This is a genomic window from Pseudorhodoplanes sp. (assembly GCF_050250235.1).
Lineage (GTDB): Bacteria > Pseudomonadota > Alphaproteobacteria > Rhizobiales > Xanthobacteraceae > Pseudorhodoplanes.
Map to the genome: position 1 here is coordinate 18385 of NZ_JBFWPA010000068.1, position 15879 is coordinate 34263.

General features: G+C 63.5%; 14 protein-coding genes and 1 riboswitch. Of the genes, 4 read left to right on the plus strand and 10 right to left on the minus strand.

The annotated features are described in order from the left end of the window. Positions 1 to 278: 278 nt before the first annotated feature. Positions 279 to 941: a hypothetical protein gene (locus tag AB7F49_RS24470; protein WP_428527232.1), complete on the minus strand. Its 663-nt coding sequence runs from the start codon at positions 939 to 941 to the stop codon at positions 279 to 281. 355 nt (positions 942 to 1296) lie between these two features. Here AB7F49_RS24470 and AB7F49_RS24475 point away from each other — a divergent pair, with 355 nt between their 5' ends. After that, the gene (locus AB7F49_RS24475; RefSeq protein WP_428527234.1) at positions 1297 to 1713 is read left to right on the plus strand and encodes an NUDIX domain-containing protein; all 417 of its coding nucleotides are present in this window, start codon (positions 1297 to 1299) and stop codon (positions 1711 to 1713) included. A gap of 64 nt (positions 1714 to 1777) precedes the next feature. Here the strand turns inward: AB7F49_RS24475 and AB7F49_RS24480 are convergent, their stop codons facing one another. The 4 genes from AB7F49_RS24480 to AB7F49_RS24495 all read right to left on the minus strand — a co-directional run bounded on the left by AB7F49_RS24480 (position 1778) and on the right by AB7F49_RS24495 (position 5122). After that, complete coding sequence (locus AB7F49_RS24480; protein WP_428527236.1) at positions 1778 to 2191, minus strand: DUF2200 domain-containing protein; 414 nt, start codon at positions 2189 to 2191, stop codon at positions 1778 to 1780. A gap of 22 nt (positions 2192 to 2213) precedes the next feature. Next, positions 2214 to 2510 (minus strand): antibiotic biosynthesis monooxygenase, encoded by a 297-nt coding sequence (locus AB7F49_RS24485; RefSeq protein ID WP_428527238.1) that lies wholly within the window; start codon positions 2508 to 2510, stop codon positions 2214 to 2216. 162 nt (positions 2511 to 2672) lie between these two features. Continuing rightward, the gene (thiC, locus tag AB7F49_RS24490) at positions 2673 to 4631 is read right to left on the minus strand and encodes a phosphomethylpyrimidine synthase ThiC (protein ID WP_428527240.1); all 1959 of its coding nucleotides are present in this window, start codon (positions 4629 to 4631) and stop codon (positions 2673 to 2675) included. A gap of 80 nt (positions 4632 to 4711) precedes the next feature. Then, positions 4712 to 5122, minus strand: coding sequence for a hypothetical protein (locus tag AB7F49_RS24495; RefSeq protein WP_428527242.1), 411 nt, complete (start codon positions 5120 to 5122; stop codon positions 4712 to 4714). After that, a riboswitch (TPP riboswitch) is annotated at positions 5091 to 5198 on the minus strand. Its footprint overlaps the gene before it by 32 nt. Before the next feature lie 191 nt (positions 5199 to 5389). On the opposite strand from AB7F49_RS24495, the gene AB7F49_RS24500 reads away from it, so the two are divergent. Further along, positions 5390 to 7057 (plus strand): alkaline phosphatase family protein, encoded by a 1668-nt coding sequence (locus AB7F49_RS24500; protein ID WP_428527243.1) that lies wholly within the window; start codon positions 5390 to 5392, stop codon positions 7055 to 7057. Here the strand turns inward: AB7F49_RS24500 and AB7F49_RS24505 are convergent. After that, on the minus strand, positions 7033 to 7818 hold the full coding sequence (locus tag AB7F49_RS24505; protein ID WP_428527245.1) for an IclR family transcriptional regulator domain-containing protein: 786 nt from the start codon (positions 7816 to 7818) through the stop codon (positions 7033 to 7035). The two genes, AB7F49_RS24500 and AB7F49_RS24505, sit on opposite strands and share 25 nt — an antisense overlap. 186 nt (positions 7819 to 8004) lie before the next feature. Between AB7F49_RS24505 and AB7F49_RS24510 the strand changes: the two genes are divergently transcribed. After that, the gene (locus AB7F49_RS24510) at positions 8005 to 8985 is read left to right on the plus strand and encodes a Bug family tripartite tricarboxylate transporter substrate binding protein (RefSeq protein WP_428527247.1); all 981 of its coding nucleotides are present in this window, start codon (positions 8005 to 8007) and stop codon (positions 8983 to 8985) included. A 5-nt stretch (positions 8986 to 8990) separates the two neighbouring features. Here AB7F49_RS24510 and AB7F49_RS24515 read toward each other — a convergent pair whose 3' ends face one another. The 4 genes from AB7F49_RS24515 to AB7F49_RS24530 all read right to left on the minus strand — a co-directional run bounded on the left by AB7F49_RS24515 (position 8991) and on the right by AB7F49_RS24530 (position 14828). Beyond that, the gene (locus AB7F49_RS24515) at positions 8991 to 10487 is read right to left on the minus strand and encodes a DUF4403 family protein (RefSeq protein WP_428527249.1); all 1497 of its coding nucleotides are present in this window, start codon (positions 10485 to 10487) and stop codon (positions 8991 to 8993) included. Between the two features lie 392 nt (positions 10488 to 10879). Further along, positions 10880 to 12103, minus strand: coding sequence for a hypothetical protein (locus AB7F49_RS24520; RefSeq protein ID WP_428527251.1), 1224 nt, complete (start codon positions 12101 to 12103; stop codon positions 10880 to 10882). A gap of 41 nt (positions 12104 to 12144) precedes the next feature. Then, positions 12145 to 13359, minus strand: a complete 1215-nt coding sequence (locus AB7F49_RS24525; RefSeq protein ID WP_428527253.1) for a TAXI family TRAP transporter solute-binding subunit — start codon at positions 13357 to 13359, stop codon at positions 12145 to 12147. Positions 13360 to 14069: 710 nt separating this feature from the next. Then, a complete protein-coding gene (locus AB7F49_RS24530; RefSeq protein WP_428527255.1) occupies positions 14070 to 14828 on the minus strand; it encodes a L,D-transpeptidase in 759 nt (252 codons plus the stop codon). A 381-nt stretch (positions 14829 to 15209) separates the two neighbouring features. Here AB7F49_RS24530 and AB7F49_RS24535 point away from each other — a divergent pair. Beyond that, positions 15210 to 15879, plus strand: a 670-nt coding sequence (locus AB7F49_RS24535; RefSeq protein WP_428527257.1) for an ABC transporter substrate-binding protein, incomplete at its 3' end; no start/stop codon positions are given.

The window sequence follows — 15879 nt, forward strand, 5'->3', positions numbered from 1 at the left end:
GTGAGCGGGGCTGGCAAAGGCCGCGACGACGAAGGCTGCGGCAATGGTTGTTTTCAGCATGGCATTTCCACCTTTTGGGATTTCGAAGCGCAACGCGTGCGCGAACAATGGTGTTGCGAACGTTGGACCAACCGGTCCCGATGGGCTTCGTTCCGGGCGATGACAGGATGGTAACGTTGCGTGCGACCCTCGCGCGCAGGGAGCGGGGAGCCGGGATGAGGCGGAGAGTCCAGTGACGCTGCGGGTTGCAGAAAACCGGCCGTGACAGCGCGCAACCGCTACGAGCACTTCCCGTAGCGCTGCCGCAGCGCTGCCGCGTTGCAGGTGCGGCCCTCATAGCAGGCGCGCACGAGGCGAGGCGGCGTATTGAAATAGCTGACGGTGTCGCCGGTGATCACCTTGCTGATGCGCAGGATGTCGTGTTCGCATTTTCGTTCGGCATTGATCGAACGATAGACTGCGTAGACCGCATTCGGGCAGTGGCTTGAGATCGTATAGTCGCTGCCGTTTTGCTTCGGCGCCGAGAGGCAGGAGCGGGCATCGCCAACCGGCGGATCGGAGCGTTGCGAGGGCGGCTGCCGAGGGCTGGCTGCTGCTTGCGGAGCGCCGCCGGTGCGTGTTGCGATGATCCCGGAGCCCTGCATGCGATTGGGTGCGATCAGTGTTGCCGTGAACTGGCCGGGCGGTCCCGAATTGCTGAACAGGTAAGTATCGCCCTGACAGGTCCAGTTCTGGACGCGGACACAGGAAAAGCATTGCGGGTAGGCGGTGCCGTCCGCCTTCACGACGGTCGTGCCGCCGGAATACGTCCAGGTGCCGATGAACTTGTGCGCGCAGCTCGCGGGAGGTGCGGCGAAGGCGGCGCCCGGCAACAGCGCTGCGACCATGAGCAGGAGCGCCGGAAGAATTCGTAAAAGGAGCAGAAGCCCGCGCCCGGACATGGTGACCCCCTTGTTATGTCTTGAACAAGGTTCGCCAGACCGGTGTGGGTGTCAATCCGGATGGCCGGATAGCGGAGGGGCCTCTTCGACGAGGCCGCGCGCCGCCGAGCTGGATACGTTTCGTTAACCACGCGAGCGGAACAGAAGCCGCGATCGCGTTTCCCCGCCGAAATCCGGTTGCGCCGATCAGGGCCTTGCAGACGTCGAATCGCCGGCCCCGATTCGTTCTTTGCGAACGGATGCGAACCTTGTGCCATTGTGGGGCGGAATAGGCGCGCGGGCCGGCGGAAGGCGAGGTGACGTCACGGCGCGGAGCCGATTGCGCCGGCCGTCGGACCGGTTACGCTGCTCTGCCATGAGCTGCAAAACTCCGGCCGTGACGGCCGACTGCGTGGTGTTCGATGACCGCGACCGCCTGCTGCTGATCCGCCGCCGCCATCCGCCCTTCGCCGGGCAATTTGCGCTGCCCGGCGGCTTTGTCGATTACGGCGAGACCACCGAGGCTGCGGCCCGCCGCGAACTGATGGAAGAGACCGGTCTCGTTGCGCGAGAGTTGCGTCTCATCGGGGTCTATTCGGACCCGAAGCGCGATCCGCGCGGCCACACCATCGGCATTGCCTATCTCGCGACGGCAGAGGACGGCGCGCCGGTTGCGGGCGACGATGCGGCGGAAGCTGCGTTCCGTGCCGACTGGCGGGCGCTCGATCTCGCGTTCGATCACAATGAGATTGTGCGGGATGCGGAGAGGTTGCGGGACCTGCAGGGTGGCTGAGTAATGCGAAATCCACCATCCGCAGTTTCGTAATTGGTGAGCCGGCTGTGCGCCTTGGCCCATTCTAGCCTGGCTGCTTGCGCAGAATCTTCTCCATGGCCTTGCCCCTGGCCAGCTCGTCGATCAGCTTGTCGAGGTAGCGAAGTTCCCGCATCAGCGGCTCCTCGATGTTCTCCACCCGGATGCCACAGATCACGCCCGTGATCAGCGACCGCGACGCGTTCAACTGCGGCGCCTGCGCGAAGAAGGTTTCGAAGTCCGTCTTCTTTGCCAGCGCGGCTTCCAGCCCTTTCTGGCTGTACCCGGTGAGCCAGCGGATGATTTCATCGACTTCGGCTTTGGTGCGTCCCTTCTTCTCGGCCTTGGCGATGTAGTGTGGATACACGCTTGCGACGCTGATGGCGTAGACGCGGTGCTTCTTTGTCTCTTTTGACACAAGCTGAATTCCATCTGCTGCGAGGAAGTGGCTGGCGCGCATCCTCATGATCAGGGGGAGGCGCCTACTTCAACGCGAGCACGACCGGCCCGGCCACCGGATCGGTGACGCCCAGGCCGCCGCCTAAATCCTCCAGCGTGTCTCGAAACGACTCGAGCGTCCGGATCATGCTCGACCGGGCGTTGGCGAGTGCGTCCATGTCATCCCATTCGGCGATGATGCAATAGGCGCGCTCACCGGTGCTGATGATGTTGACGTGGCGCAGTCCCCGCCACTCGGCTGCAATGTTCGCGTGCGCGTCGAGGAAATCCTGCTCGCGCCCCGGTTTGACCTTGAAGCGCACGGCATTGAAGGCGGTCATGGCTTTTCTCCCAGCCGCAGGTCGGACCTGCGAAGTGTAGTCCGCCGGCGGCGCAAAGGAAAAGGCGGGTTATGCCTTCGGGCAAACCCGCCCTGCGACTGACAAGCGGAATGGGATCCGCCTGCCGACCGGTCCGGCTTGCGCGTGGACGAACGGAGATGATCAGAGCGCCCTGTTGCTCTCTTTCACCAGTGCCGCGTTCTTCTCGGCATGAGCGGCTTCCGGATCGAGCGCGGTGGTGTGCGCCGTCGTCACCTTGCCGGCGTCGATGTAGACCTGTCCGCCCATGGCATTGAACCTGTCCGACATTTCCTTCATGCCGGTCTGCGCTGCGTCCAATCCCAGCGCGGTCTTCTCGTTATCTCCGAGACTCGCCGTATAATCCCGCACATCCTGCGTGATCTTCATCGAGCAGAATTTCGGTCCGCACATCGAGCAGAAATGCGCGACCTTGTGCGCTTCCTTCGGCAGCGTCTCGTCGTGATAGTTGCGCGCGGTATCCGGGTCGAGGCCGAGATTGAACTGGTCCTCCCAGCGGAAGTCGAAGCGCGCGCGGGAGACCGCGTCGTCGCGGAGCTGCGCGGCGGGATGGCCCTTGGCGAGATCGGCGGCGTGGGCCGCGATCTTGTAGGTGATGACGCCTTCCTTGACGTCGTCGCGGTTCGGCAGGCCGAGATGCTCCTTCGGCGTGACGTAGCAGAGCATCGCGCAGCCGAACCAGCCGATCATGGCGGCGCCGATGCCCGAGGTGATGTGGTCATAGCCCGGCGCGATGTCGGTCGTGAGCGGGCCGAGCGTGTAGAACGGCGCCTCGCCGCATTCCTTGAGCTGCTTGTCCATGTTGATCTTGATCTTGTGCATCGGCACGTGGCCGGGGCCCTCGATCATGACCTGGCAGCCCTTCTTCCAGGCGATCTGGGTGAGTTCACCGAGCGTCTCCAGTTCGGCAAACTGCGCGCGGTCATTGGCATCCGCGATCGAGCCGGGGCGCAGGCCGTCGCCGAGCGAGAACGACACGTCATACCGGCGCATGATGTCGCAGATCTCGTCGAAGCGCTCGTACAGGAAGCTCTCGCGATGCTTCGACAGGCACCATTTCGCCATGATGCTCCCGCCGCGCGACACGATGCCGGTGACGCGGTTGGCGGTCAGCGGCACATAGGCAAGCCGCACGCCGGCATGGATCGTGAAATAGTCCACGCCCTGTTCGCATTGCTCGATCAGTGTGTCCTTATATACCTCCCAGTCGAGCCTGGCCGGATCGCCGTCCACCTTCTCCAGCGCCTGGTAGATCGGCACGGTACCGATCGGCACCGGCGAGTTGCGCAGGATCCATTCGCGGGTGTTGTGGATGTTGCGGCCGGTTGAGAGGTCCATCACCGTGTCGGCGCCCCAGCGGATCGCCCACACCATCTTCTCGATTTCTTCCTCGACCGACGACGTGACCGCCGAGTTGCCGATATTGGCGTTGATCTTCACGAGAAAATTGCGACCGATGATCATCGGCTCGAGTTCGCCGTGATTGATGTTCGACGGGATGATCGCGCGGCCGCGTGCGATCTCGTCGCGCACGAATTCAGGCGTGATGAAGGCCGGTACGCTCGCGCCGAAGCTTTCGCCGTCGGCAAGCGCCGCTTCAGCCCGCTCCAGCATCTGTTTGCGGCCGAGATTCTCGCGCGCGGCGACGTAGATCATTTCCTTGGTGACGATGCCGGCTTTGGCGAACTCATATTGCGTCACCGGCGCGTCGCCCACCCCGCGCAGCGGCTTCGGCGTATTCGGGAAGGCGCGGGCGAGATACTTGCCGGTGGCGTTGCCGTTATCGACCGGCTTGAGCGGACGGCCTTCATATTCCTCGACGCCGCCGCGCTCCTTCACCCAGGCGATGCGGGTGCGCGGCAGGCCCTTTTCGACATCGATTGTCGCGGCCGAGTCGGTGTAGGGACCCGAAGTGTCATAGACGGGCAGCGGCGGTTCGCCTGAGGCTTCCGACAATGCAATTTCGCGCAAGGGCACGCGCAGGTCAGGCGCCGCTTCCGGCGCGACATGGATCTTGCGCGAGGCGGGCAGCGGCCCGGTGGTGACCTTCGGCGTTTCGAGGTTCGGATTGTGGATGTTCATATTTGGTGTCCCATTCGTCAATTCCTGCGTTGAGCGTGTTGTTTTTCCGAAGACCGCTCCGCGGTTTTCGGAATCATGCTCTAGCGTGCGTAGCCGTAGAAGGAGAGGATGGCGCCGAGGATGAGCACTGCGATGCCGCCGATCAGCATGGTGTTGGGATTGGCGATCATGCGGGTGCCGATGCGCGTGACCTCCTGCGGAAACAGGATGCGGAAGGCGCCGCCGATCACGGCGAGCCATCCGAGGAGGGTGATGACGACGCGCCAGTCCGCGACCCAGATATTGTGGGCGAGCACCATGGCGAGCCCCGGGATGAAGGCGAAAAGGCCTGCCAGGTAGATCAGCGCGCGGCTGCCCAGAAACTCCCGCGCCATGTCGCGATAGCCGTCGCGGTTGATCAGCATGCCGAGGCCGATCACGATCAGCGTCGGACCGATGAGCTTTGCGAGATAAAGCGAGGTCTGCATGGTGTCCTGTCCCTTCGCCGGCATGACCCGGATCAGGTTCAAAGGGTTACCGCGAAACCGCAGAATCTCAGCCCCCTTTGGGGCTCCCCTCGGAACGCCCCCAATGTAGGCCGATCGGGGCTCCTGTCAACGCAGGCGCCGCGCCTTGTCCACCCGCCCGTGCCGGCTCATAAGATCGCGGGATCGCAGAACGAAAATGCGTCGTCCGCGCGAAAGCGGGGACCCATAGGCACCGCTCTGGAATATGGGTTCCCGCCTTCGCGGGAACGACCAAGCAGGAGGTCGTCAAACGTGACGCGGAAGGTCAGGAATATCCTCTTCATCATGTGCGACCAGCTGCGCTTCGACTATCTGTCCTGCGCCGGACATCCCACGCTGAAGACCCCGAACATCGACGCGCTGACCGCGCGCGGCGTGCGCTTCACCCGCGCTTATGTGCAGTCGCCGGTCTGCGGCGCCTCGCGCATGAGCTTCTATACCGGCCGCTACGTGTCCTCGCATGGCGCCGCCTGGAACGGCTTTCCGCTAAAGGTCGGCGAGATGACGATGGGCGATTATCTGCGTCCGCTCGGCCTCGACACCGTGCTGGTCGGCAAGACCCATATGCAGCCGGATACCGAGGGCATGGAGCGGCTCGGCATCGATCCTCAATCAATCATCGGCGTGCGGGTGTCGGAATGCGGCTTCGATCCTTATGAGCGCGACGATGGCCTGCATGGGGTAGGTCCCGACGGTCGCTATGAACCCCGCAAGCCGCGCTACAACGATTGGCTGAACGAGAGGGGTTATCCCGGCGACAACCCGTGGCACGATTTTGCCAATGCCGCGGACGGCGACGGCAATGCGCTCGCATCCGGATGGGCGATGCGCCATGCGCGCAAGCCGGCGCGGGTTGCGGAGGAGGATTCCGAGACGCCGTACATGACGCGGCGCGCGATGGACTTCATGGCGGAGGCGGGCGAGCGGCCCTGGTGCCTGCATCTGTCCTATATCAAGCCGCACTGGCCCTATATCGCGCCCGCGCCCTACAACGACATGTATGACCCGGACGACGTCGTTCCGGCGGTCAAGAGCGAGAGCGAGCGCGCCGACCCGCATCCGGTCTATCGCGAATTCATGGATCACCTGGTTGCGCGCAATTTCTCGCGCGAGGAGGTGCGGCGCGAGGTGATCCCGGTCTATATGGGCCTGATCAGGCAGATCGACGACCAGCTCGGCGTGCTGTTCGCGTTCATGCGGGAGCGCGGGCTGCTCGACAACACCCTGATCGTGTTCACTTCCGATCACGGCGACTATCTCGGCGACCACTGGCTCGGCGAGAAGGACCTGTTCCACGAGCCGTCGGTGAAGATCCCGCTGATCGTCTGCGATCCGTCGCCTGCCGCCGACGCCACCCGCGGCAGCGTCTGCGATGCGCTTGTGGAGTCCGTCGATGTGCTGCCGACCTTTCTCGATGCTCTCGGTACCGATCCGCTCGCACAGTCGCACCGGCTTGAGGGGCGGTCGATGTTGCCTTGGCTGCACGGCGAGACGCCTGCACGGTGGCGCGAGATCGCTTTCAGCGAATACGATTACTCGATGTTTCCGGCTGCGGTGCGGCTTGGCGTTGCGCCGCGCGATGCCCGGCTGTTCATGGCCGCCGACAAGCGGTGGAAATATGTCCACGCCATCGGCTTCCGGCCGATGCTGTTCGACCTGCAATCCGATCCCGAAGAGTTTCGCGATCTCGGCGCCGACCCCGCCTATGCGGCGGAGCGCGAACGGCTTTCCTCCGCGTTGGCGGACTGGGGATTGCGGATGTCACAGCGCACGACGATTTCGGAAGCGCAGATTCTGCAGGGGCGCGGCAAATCGCAGCGCAAGGGCATCCTGATCGGTGTCTGGGATGAGGATGACGTGCCGGAGGAGATGTGGAACGCCTATCGTGGCGAATCTCAGACCGGACGCGGCGAGGCCTGACACTCGAGCCGTTGCCCGATCGACCCGGCGGCGTTGCGGAGTTCGCCGAGATAGCGGCGGACGAATGCATCTTCGTCGAAGGCGGTAAGAACCCAGACGAGGTTGATACAGGCCACGATCCGCCCGCGCAGATAGATCGGCAATGCAATGCCGCTGGTCTTGTCTTCGACCGCCGACCGCCGCACCGAATATCCGTCCGCCCGGATGCCATAACCTTTGGCGCGGGTCTCCGACACCAGCGCCGCGATGTGGCCGGGGTCCTGCGCCGTCCGGTCGAAGGCATAATTCGAAGCGGTCAGGGCGGCAACGATCGCGGCACGTTCCTCATCCGGGCAGAAGGCGAGCCACGCCCGTCCCAGCCCGGACAGCAGAACCGGAACGCGAAATCCGATGGCAAGCCTGTTCATCACGTAAGGGCTCTTGCGCCGCGTGGTCTCCAGAATTTCCATGGCGCCGTCATGATAGACGGCGAGGTCCGAGGGCCAGGCGAGCCGCGCGCACATCTCGTCCAGTACCTCGCCACCGATATCGATCAGTTGATCCTGTACGGCGGAGGCGGTCGAGGGTGAGCGCAAGGCAGTCCGCCGCCAGCTGCGGTCCGCGATACGGCGCCGCGCATGGCCGGTCTTTTCAAGGGTGGCCAGCACGCGCAGCAGCGTCGATTTCGGCAGCGCCGTCATGTCATGCAGCGCCTGAAGCGTCAGGCTGTCATGCTCGCCCAGTGCATCCAGCACCGTGAGCCCGCGCTCCAGGGTGCGCATGGTCTCCGGCTGGGCCCGGCATTTGCGAATGCGCCCGCGCGCCAATGCGCGTCCCTTCCAGCATACAAGCCATTATAATCGAAAGACAAATTACAACATTCCGCTGGCCGGTACGAGTTGATTTTTCGGTTCGGGCGCCTGCTGGAAGCCTGCATCATCGGAAAAAACAAAGTCAGGGAGGAGTTCATGATCCGCAGGCGCAGTCTCGTGATTGCATCAGTTTTGTTCGCCGCCGCTGCCGCCGGCCAGACCGCTCCGGCGCATGCGCAACTCGGCGAGCAGCCGATCCGGATCATCTTCCCGTTCACCGGCGGGGGCACCGGTGACGCATTGGCGCGCATGGTTGCGGACAAGATGCGCGCCGAACTCAACCGTCCGGTCATCGTCGAAAACCGCACCGGAGCCGGCGGACGCATCGGCGTACAGGCCGTCAAGACTGCCGCGCCTGACGGCTCGACCCTGCTGATGGTGCCGATCGCGCCGGTCGCGGTCTATCAACTGGTCTACAAAAATCTGGAATACGACCCGTTCACCGATCTGGTGCCGGTGGCACAGCTCGGCACGTTCGATTTCGGCATCGCGGTCGGTCCCAAGGTGCCGGCGAAGTCGCTGAAGGAACTGATCGCCTGGGCCAAGGCCAATCCGAATGAGTCCAATTACGGCACGCCCGCGGCCGGAACATTGCCGCATTTTCTCGCCGCGCTGTTCGGTCAGCGCGCCGGTATCGATTTCCGGCATGTGACGTACAAGGGATCGGCAGGCGCTTTGACCGATCTGATCGGCGGTCAGATCGCGGTGGTCGTGACCACGACCGCTGACCTTCTGGAAAACCACAAGGGCGGCAAGCTTCGCGTGCTTGCGACCTCCGACGCGCAGCGCTCGAAATTCCTTCCCGATATTCCGACCTTCAGGGAAGTTGGCTTCGATCTGCAGGCCACCGGCTGGTACGGCATGTTTGCTCCGGCAAAGACGCCGCCGGAGGTGATCGAACGGCTCAACAAGGCGATCGTCAACGCCATCAAGTCGCCGGACGTGGCCCAGCGCATGCTCACCTTCGCGATCGAGCCGACCGGCACTTCCGCCGCCGAGCTTGGTGCGATCATGAAACGGGACGCCGCCTTCTGGGCGCCGGCGGTGAAGGCGTCCGGGTTTTCGCCGGACAAATGACCGCGTCAGGGCCGGATCGGAAGCCTGGTCACCGAGACGCGCGCGACACCATCCAGTTCGATCGTCACCCGCACGATCGTCGAATCGAACTCGACTCCGATCAGCCGAATGCCGGTGATCAGGGCGTCGGCCTTGATGCCGTCGCGCTGAACGCGAAAATCGGCCAGCGCCTTGTCGATATTCCTGCGCGCATTGGCGAGCGCGGGCCGCAGATCGATCACGGCATTTCTGGCGAGTGCGGTTTGCAGGTGTGGGATCGCGGCTTTGGTGGCGACACCGAGAACACTGGACGCAGCCTCGGATTCCACGCCCAACGTGATGTCGTCGAGCCGCAGTGTCTGCCGCTCCTGGTCGAGCACGGGCTTGCCCGAGAGATGAATGGTCGCCTCGCTGCCGAAGCCGAACCAGCTTTTTCGCTCGGTCGCCTTGACCAGCATCGAAACGATCATCCGGTCGCCGGCGGCGGAAGCGATTGCGCTGAGCACCGTAATCGCGGCGGGACCGGATCCGTCCTCCGGGAAGGTCCTGCCCTTCATCTGCGCGTCGAGCAGCCGGTTGATCTCGGCCAGCGGCACGTCGATGGGAAGGCCGATGGCGATCTTTCCCTGATCCATCGGCGGCACAAGTTCGAGCTTCGCCGGGAACGGGCAATCCGGTTTGGTTTCCTGCGTCACGATGCGGGTTTCGGCCTGCACGCCGAGCGTGATCGTCACGTTGCTGGCGTCGACCCGCGGTTGGGCCGCGAAGGCGCGGGTCGGACGGGTTTCGAGCCACAAGTTCGGAAGCCCTTCGGCGGATGGTCCGAGCGGGAAGGATCGGCACAGTTTCGCCCATTCGCGGCGTGCGGCATTTTCGATGAACAGATCGTCGCGCACACGCGCGGCGAGGGCCAGCATCTGGTCCGACATGGCGCGGTCCACCAGAAACTTGATTTCGCGCGCGCCGTTGAACTTCACGCCGGCAAGCTGAAGATTGGCCTCGGCGAGTTTCGTCTGTCCGACGAGATTCGATTCGAGCCGCCAGCCGGTGGTGATTTTCGGCCGCGAGGTGACCGATACCTGTCCCTTGAGATCGGCGCGCAGATCGATTCCGCGGCCGTTTTGACCGTTGCCGGCGAGCAATTCGGGAAGCTGACCGGTGATCCGCAACAGGCCGGTAAGATCGGCCCCGATGATCAGTCCGTCGGCGCGGCCGATCAGTGTGAGGGGCGAGCGGTCGATCGAGTAGACAATTTCGGCCTTTGACAGAACCTTGGCAATTGCGTTGTCGGGTTTTCCGGACAGGCTGCGCGGCGCGGCGTCCTCGATCGCCTGGCCGATCGCGGGCAGTGCGATCGCGGCCGGTACGATCACGACCGAAGCCCGCGTCGCCGGTGGCAGCGGAGGCGTCTCGACGATGGCAGGTGGCTGGGGTTCGGCGCCCGACCTCAGGGGATTGAGCGTCCACAGCGCTCCGAGGAAGAAGGCAATCGCGACCGCGATTCCTCCCGCAATTTTGAACATGGTGCGATGGACCCCGGCGGACCAAATCCGAGCGCTGGATCGCGCGGTGGAAGACTAGTGTCCCGAATCCGAAGTCCGCTTCATTCTGCGGATCGCTTGTGAGCGGACTTCGGATTCGAAGGACACTGGCAAACCTTGATTCTAGTGTGGTTCGGTTCGGAAATCCGCCTGAAGGGCATGCTGCAAGAATGAAGCGGATTTCCGAACCACCACACTAGAAGCTTCCATCGAGCGATACCAGACTGACCTTGTCCCCGGATCGTTATCGCAGGTGGTTCGGCGCAATTTTGTGGCGGGTTACGGTTTTCCGGGCGGCGCGGCGGCAGGCCCGGAATGCCGATGGTCTGGTGCGCCGTCTGCGGCTCGCGCAGCAAGGTTGAGCGGCGAGACGGTCAGCCGTCTCGCGCCGCCATCATCGCCTGCAGGCGATGGGGGGCCTCCTGCGAACCAAGCTCGCGGGCTCGCTCGTACCAGAAAGAGGCCTTCACGATATCCGCCTTCAGTCCGCGCACCTTGAAACGGGCAAGGACGACTGGGTCGTAGGTGGAGGCGACAGCAAAGGCAGCGGATGCATCGCCGGCATCGGCAGCCCGTTCCAGCACCGCGCGGGCGCCGACGAAATCGCCGGCGGCAATATAGTCATCGCCCATTTTGCGCAGCATGGCGATCTCTTCAGCATTGAGCTGTCGCTCCGGCTCCGCGGCAGCGCTCTCTGTCGCGGCCGCGATGGTAGTGGCCGGCGCAGGCGGGTGTGGCGCTGCCTTCGTGGAAGCAACCCGCTCGCTGCGCGTTGCTGCTTCCGGCGAGGGCCAGCGCGTCATGACGGATTCCGCGCGAGGCTCCGCTGGCTGCGAAATTGTCTCCGTCCGCACCAGGACCGCTTGTGCATCGGCATCGGCAGCCGCGACCGTATTGCGAATCGATGGCGCGGTCGCCCGATCCTGCTCCTTCCGTGCAGACTCCATGCGCAGCTGGAGGCTGGATGCCTTGCCCTCATTGAAAACAGCCGCGGCGCCGGTTGACAGCTCGTTGAGAGGGCCGCGGATGGTGTCCATCACAAGGGTCGGGACATCCTTGACCGCAATTGCCGCAACGACGGCCGCGCCGGTGACCGCAAGGCCGAAGCGCAGAAACAGCGTGTTCGAGCGGCGCTTGCGCTTCTGCGGCCAGGGTTCCGGAACAGGCTCGGGCTCGAGCGATCGCGCCAACAGCCAGGGCGGGGTTCGCGGATCGCGCAACGCCGCCCGGACCGTCGCAATGTCGGCTGCGAGCTGCTCCGCGTCGAAATTTTGGTGTGGCGCTTCGGGGACCGGCAGGGCCTTCTCAACGTCGGTGTCCAGCGCATGATCCTGCTGCTCGAGAAGCTGTTCGGCGGCGGCCCGGCTGACATCGGACAGGCGATTCAGCTCTTCGCCGCAACGGCTTTCCGCGATCATGGTGCGCAGGCTCGCCTCGATCTCGTCGAGAATGCGCGCATCGTGATCCGTCTCGATGCCGTCCGGGAGTTGCGATTCCAGTATGTCCGGTACGGCAGCCGTGTCGTCGCGAGCCCATTTCGGCGCATAGGGTGAAACAGGATCGAAGTTATCGAGCGGTACGGGGCTTGGGGTACTCATCACGCAACTCCCTCACAATCCACGGAATTTCGACGGCCGGATTATTTCCGGCTCTTGCTGCGAACCGCGGGCTTTGGCTCGGGCCCGCTCTCGTTTCTCGCCGCGAGCGCCTCCTGCCGGTCGCGCCAGGCGAGAAACTCGGCGAACAGGGCATCGCGGCCTTGTTGCGTCCGCTGCGCGTCGCGCTTGGTATCGGCGTTCTTCAGGTAGGCCTGGAATTCGCTGTTCAGGCTGGACGAGGCATTGGTCGCAGGCGCCGCGGCCTCCAGCTTCTGCAATTCATGCTCGGCGGCTTCGAGCCGGGTCCAGCCGGGAACGGTCGCCGCAAGATTCACATCACGCCATTTCGGGTGGAATGGGGCTTTTTGAAACTTGCTCCAGTTGGCGAACATGCGCTCGACCATGCGCTCGATCCGCTTCTGGCGATCGCTGCCCTTGGTCCAGTTGAATGCCGCAAGTACGGCCGGAACCGCGATCGTGTCGATCTTGGTATGACCCGCTGGCATCAGGTTGGGATATTGATCGGCGGTGAATTCGCCGATCGTGTAATAGTCGGCGAATTTCTTGGAGAACGGCACCGGCAGCAGATGCAGCCCGGCGTCAGCCGGAATGCGCGCGAAGAAGTCGATCGGCTTGCCGACCAGGCGTATCATCGCCGCGAGTTCGCCGGTCTTCAGCTGCTGCATCGCTGCCGACGTGTCGACATTGACCTGCTGGACCTGAATGCCGAGGCGCTGGAAGATGATCGTGCCGGTCAGGCTCGATCCGGCACCGGCAGGGCCGAAGCTCACCTTCTTGCCGCGCAGATCCTCCAGGCTCTTGATGTCACGCCTTGCGAGGATGTGGACCTCCGACACCGGCAGGCGGATGATGTAGTGAACCCGGTTGTTGAGGTTCCAGATCTTGCGCTCGGTCTTGAAATACTCGAACACGTCGGCCTGGGTGACCGCAACATCGACGCCACGCAGATACAGGAGGTCGTCGATGTTGGAGGCCGCCCCATAGGTCACCATGGGCAGAATGCGCAGATTGTCACCGTCGTCGAGCGCCTTCGCCAGCTGGTCGGCAAAGGTCATGTAGGTGCCGGACATCAGGCCGCCGGCGACGCCGACGGTCCAGGCATTGCGCCGGTCCTTGATGGACGCTTCGGTATTGCCGGATTGCTTGAGCGATTCCGGAATGGTCTGACCGGAAGCCGGAATGGTCACGACCGACAGAACGGCGAATGCGGCAAGCGCCGCAGCGAATTTACGCATGATACTTCCCCCTTGCACGTCCTTCAGACGCCGAGTCGGGCGCCGGTTTTCTCCATCCTGAAAGAATGACGAACCGTGAGCGCGCGCCCCCGCGTGCGCTTCAGGCCGTCAGAGTTGGTCTGCCTTCGCAACATGCGCGCACGACCGGGATAGGTTTCGAGCGTCTCGTCGCGGGTGCCTTGCGAACCCGTTTGGCATCGCAGAAACCTCATCGTGCAAGCCCGAGGCGATCGACCGAGACCATGAACTCCAAACATGTCATCGCCTGCATTCCGGGTTCACGACCTTCGCATCGCTCACACCGCACGAGCGCCGTCGCGAAAAGTTGTGTGGATTAGTGTCACGAATGAGGCGGAAAATTTTTTGTCGTGTTGTTGCGGCATCGGTATCGGCCGCGCAAGTTGTATCGATGCAACGAAGTAGTTGCGCGTCTGCAATGACACGGTAGCTCCGTAGCGCCGTGCGGTAGCGAGATGACGTGAGGCTGGTAGCTGCGTAGCGTGATGTGTAAAATGACGGTTTCGAAAATTATTTTTGCATACGGCGATAAAGTGGACGCGGCAACGATGCGTCGGCGGCCGCGGTGATGCAGGCTGGCGCGCGACAGCGTTCTCGCTTCAACGTGCTCGGAACACAGTCGCGCTTAAAAAAAACCGCCCGGCGTTCTGCCGGGCGGATGGTATCAGTCTGGTCGCTCTCTCAGGTCAAAGTCAGTAAATGCGGCTTGCGGTTTCCGTCACCGCCGACATCCGGTCGCGGGCACGCGATTGCTCCTCGTAGAAGCTGATGGCATTCGACCGATCCGGTGCGCGGCGGCGTGCGATGTCGGGCGAGCGCCGTCCGCCGTCCGGCAGAACCACGACCTTGGTGCCGACCTTCACCCGCCCATACAGATCGACCACGTCTTCGTTGAGCATGCGAATGCATCCTGACGAAACCCGACCGCCGATGGTGGACGGAGAATTGGTGCCGTGGATGCGGTAGATCGAATTGCCGAGATAGAGCGCTCGCGCGCCCAGCGGATTGCTCGGCCCGCCTGCCATGAAGCGCGGCAGATAGGGCTGGCGCGCGACCATCTCTGCCGGCGGATGCCAGTCCGGCCATTCCGCCTTGCGGGCGACACGTTGCGTTCCCGACCAGCGGAAGCCGTCGCGGCCGACGCCGATCCCGTAACGGACGGCCCGGCCGTTGCCGAGCACGTAATAGAGATAGGTGTTCGGGGTATCGATCACGATCGTACCCGGCGCCTCGCGGGTCGAATAGGAGACGATCTGCCGACGCAGGTGTGACGCCATCCCCACACTGTCTCCGGGCTCGTCCGCCACTTCGGGTTGTGGAGCCGCGCGGGCAAAGGCGGGCGGATACAGCGGCGCCGGATCGGCGAAGGCGGAGGATTGTGCGGTGGCCGGGCTTTGCGGGATCAGGAGGGAAAGAGACAAGGCGCCGAAGACGATCGCTGACCTTTTCATGGCATCCACTTTCTGCCGGTCTTTTGCATCCCCCCGAATGCAACAAGCGCCCCGGCCCTGGTTTGGATTCTCGAACGACCTAAGCGCCGAGAACCCGGACTGGTTCCCTCACGCTTTCGACCCCACCGTGACACCATTAGACCACCGGACTTTCCGGGGGCTTTGGCGGATCGCTAAAATTGAGGCGATAGGCTGAAAAGGGCGCGACCATTGGCCCCGATCGCGCGATGACGCACTGCCGCCCAAGCTTTATACTTCCCGCGGCGCAGATCTGAGCTTGCAGAGCGGTGGCAGGCATCGTTCCATGCCGGCCGGATCAACGGTATCGAAGGGCGCCGGGCCCCCGAGCCGTTTTGCGTCTTCCAGAGAAGGATACAGAATATGCTTCGTCGTGTTGCAGTTTTAGGTCTGGCGCTCGGCGCGGTTGCGACCGCCGGCGCGGCCTTCGCCCAGACCATTCCCACCATCCGGGTCGGCTGGACCATTCCCGCCGAGGAAGCCAAATACTGGATGATGAAGCGCCCGGACAAATTTCCGAATCTGGGCAAGACCTACAAGATCGAATGGTCGCAGTTCAACGGCACCGCGCCGATGACGGCGGCGATGCAGGCGGGTGCGCTCGACTGCGCGACACAGGGCGTCCTGCCGATCGCGCAGAGCATGGTGGCCGGCAATGTCGACATGTATGTCATCGCCCAGCATGTCGGCGAGCGGCCGGGCAGTTTCCACCTCTATTGGGCTGTGAAGGACGATTCGCCGATCAAGTCCGTTGCCGACCTGAAAGGAAAGACGGTCGGCATCAGTGTCGTCGGCGGCGGCACACATGCTCCTTTCAACATGGTGCTGCGCAATGCCGGGCTCGACCCCGACAAGGACATCAAGCTCGTCGAAGTCGGCTTTGCGCTGTCCGAGGACGCGCTGCGCTCGGGCCGCGTCGATGCGGTCAACATGGTGCAGCCTTTCGCGGCGCGCGCCGAAGCCAAGGGAGGCACGCGCAAGCTGTTCGCGCTCGCAGATGACCTGCCCAATATCGTGCATATCGTAGAGGCCT

Coding starts and splice junctions, on each gene's coding strand:
- AB7F49_RS24505 (WP_428527245.1), bottom strand. CDS start 7,818: ATGCGCACCCTGGAGCGCGGGCTCACGGTGCTGGATGCACTGGGCGAG.
- AB7F49_RS24520 (WP_428527251.1), bottom strand. CDS start 12,103: ATGAGTACCCCAAGCCCCGTACCGCTCGATAACTTCGATCCTGTTTCA.
- AB7F49_RS24515 (WP_428527249.1), bottom strand. CDS start 10,487: ATGTTCAAAATTGCGGGAGGAATCGCGGTCGCGATTGCCTTCTTCCTC.
- AB7F49_RS24510 (WP_428527247.1), top strand. CDS start 8,005: ATGATCCGCAGGCGCAGTCTCGTGATTGCATCAGTTTTGTTCGCCGCC.
- AB7F49_RS24475 (WP_428527234.1), top strand. CDS start 1,297: ATGAGCTGCAAAACTCCGGCCGTGACGGCCGACTGCGTGGTGTTCGAT.
- AB7F49_RS24530 (WP_428527255.1), bottom strand. CDS start 14,828: ATGAAAAGGTCAGCGATCGTCTTCGGCGCCTTGTCTCTTTCCCTCCTG.
- AB7F49_RS24525 (WP_428527253.1), bottom strand. CDS start 13,359: ATGCGTAAATTCGCTGCGGCGCTTGCCGCATTCGCCGTTCTGTCGGTC.
- AB7F49_RS24485 (WP_428527238.1), bottom strand. CDS start 2,510: ATGACCGCCTTCAATGCCGTGCGCTTCAAGGTCAAACCGGGGCGCGAG.
- AB7F49_RS24495 (WP_428527242.1), bottom strand. CDS start 5,122: ATGCCGGCGAAGGGACAGGACACCATGCAGACCTCGCTTTATCTCGCA.
- AB7F49_RS24470 (WP_428527232.1), bottom strand. CDS start 941: ATGTCCGGGCGCGGGCTTCTGCTCCTTTTACGAATTCTTCCGGCGCTC.
- thiC (WP_428527240.1), bottom strand. CDS start 4,631: ATGAACATCCACAATCCGAACCTCGAAACGCCGAAGGTCACCACCGGG.
- AB7F49_RS24480 (WP_428527236.1), bottom strand. CDS start 2,191: ATGCGCGCCAGCCACTTCCTCGCAGCAGATGGAATTCAGCTTGTGTCA.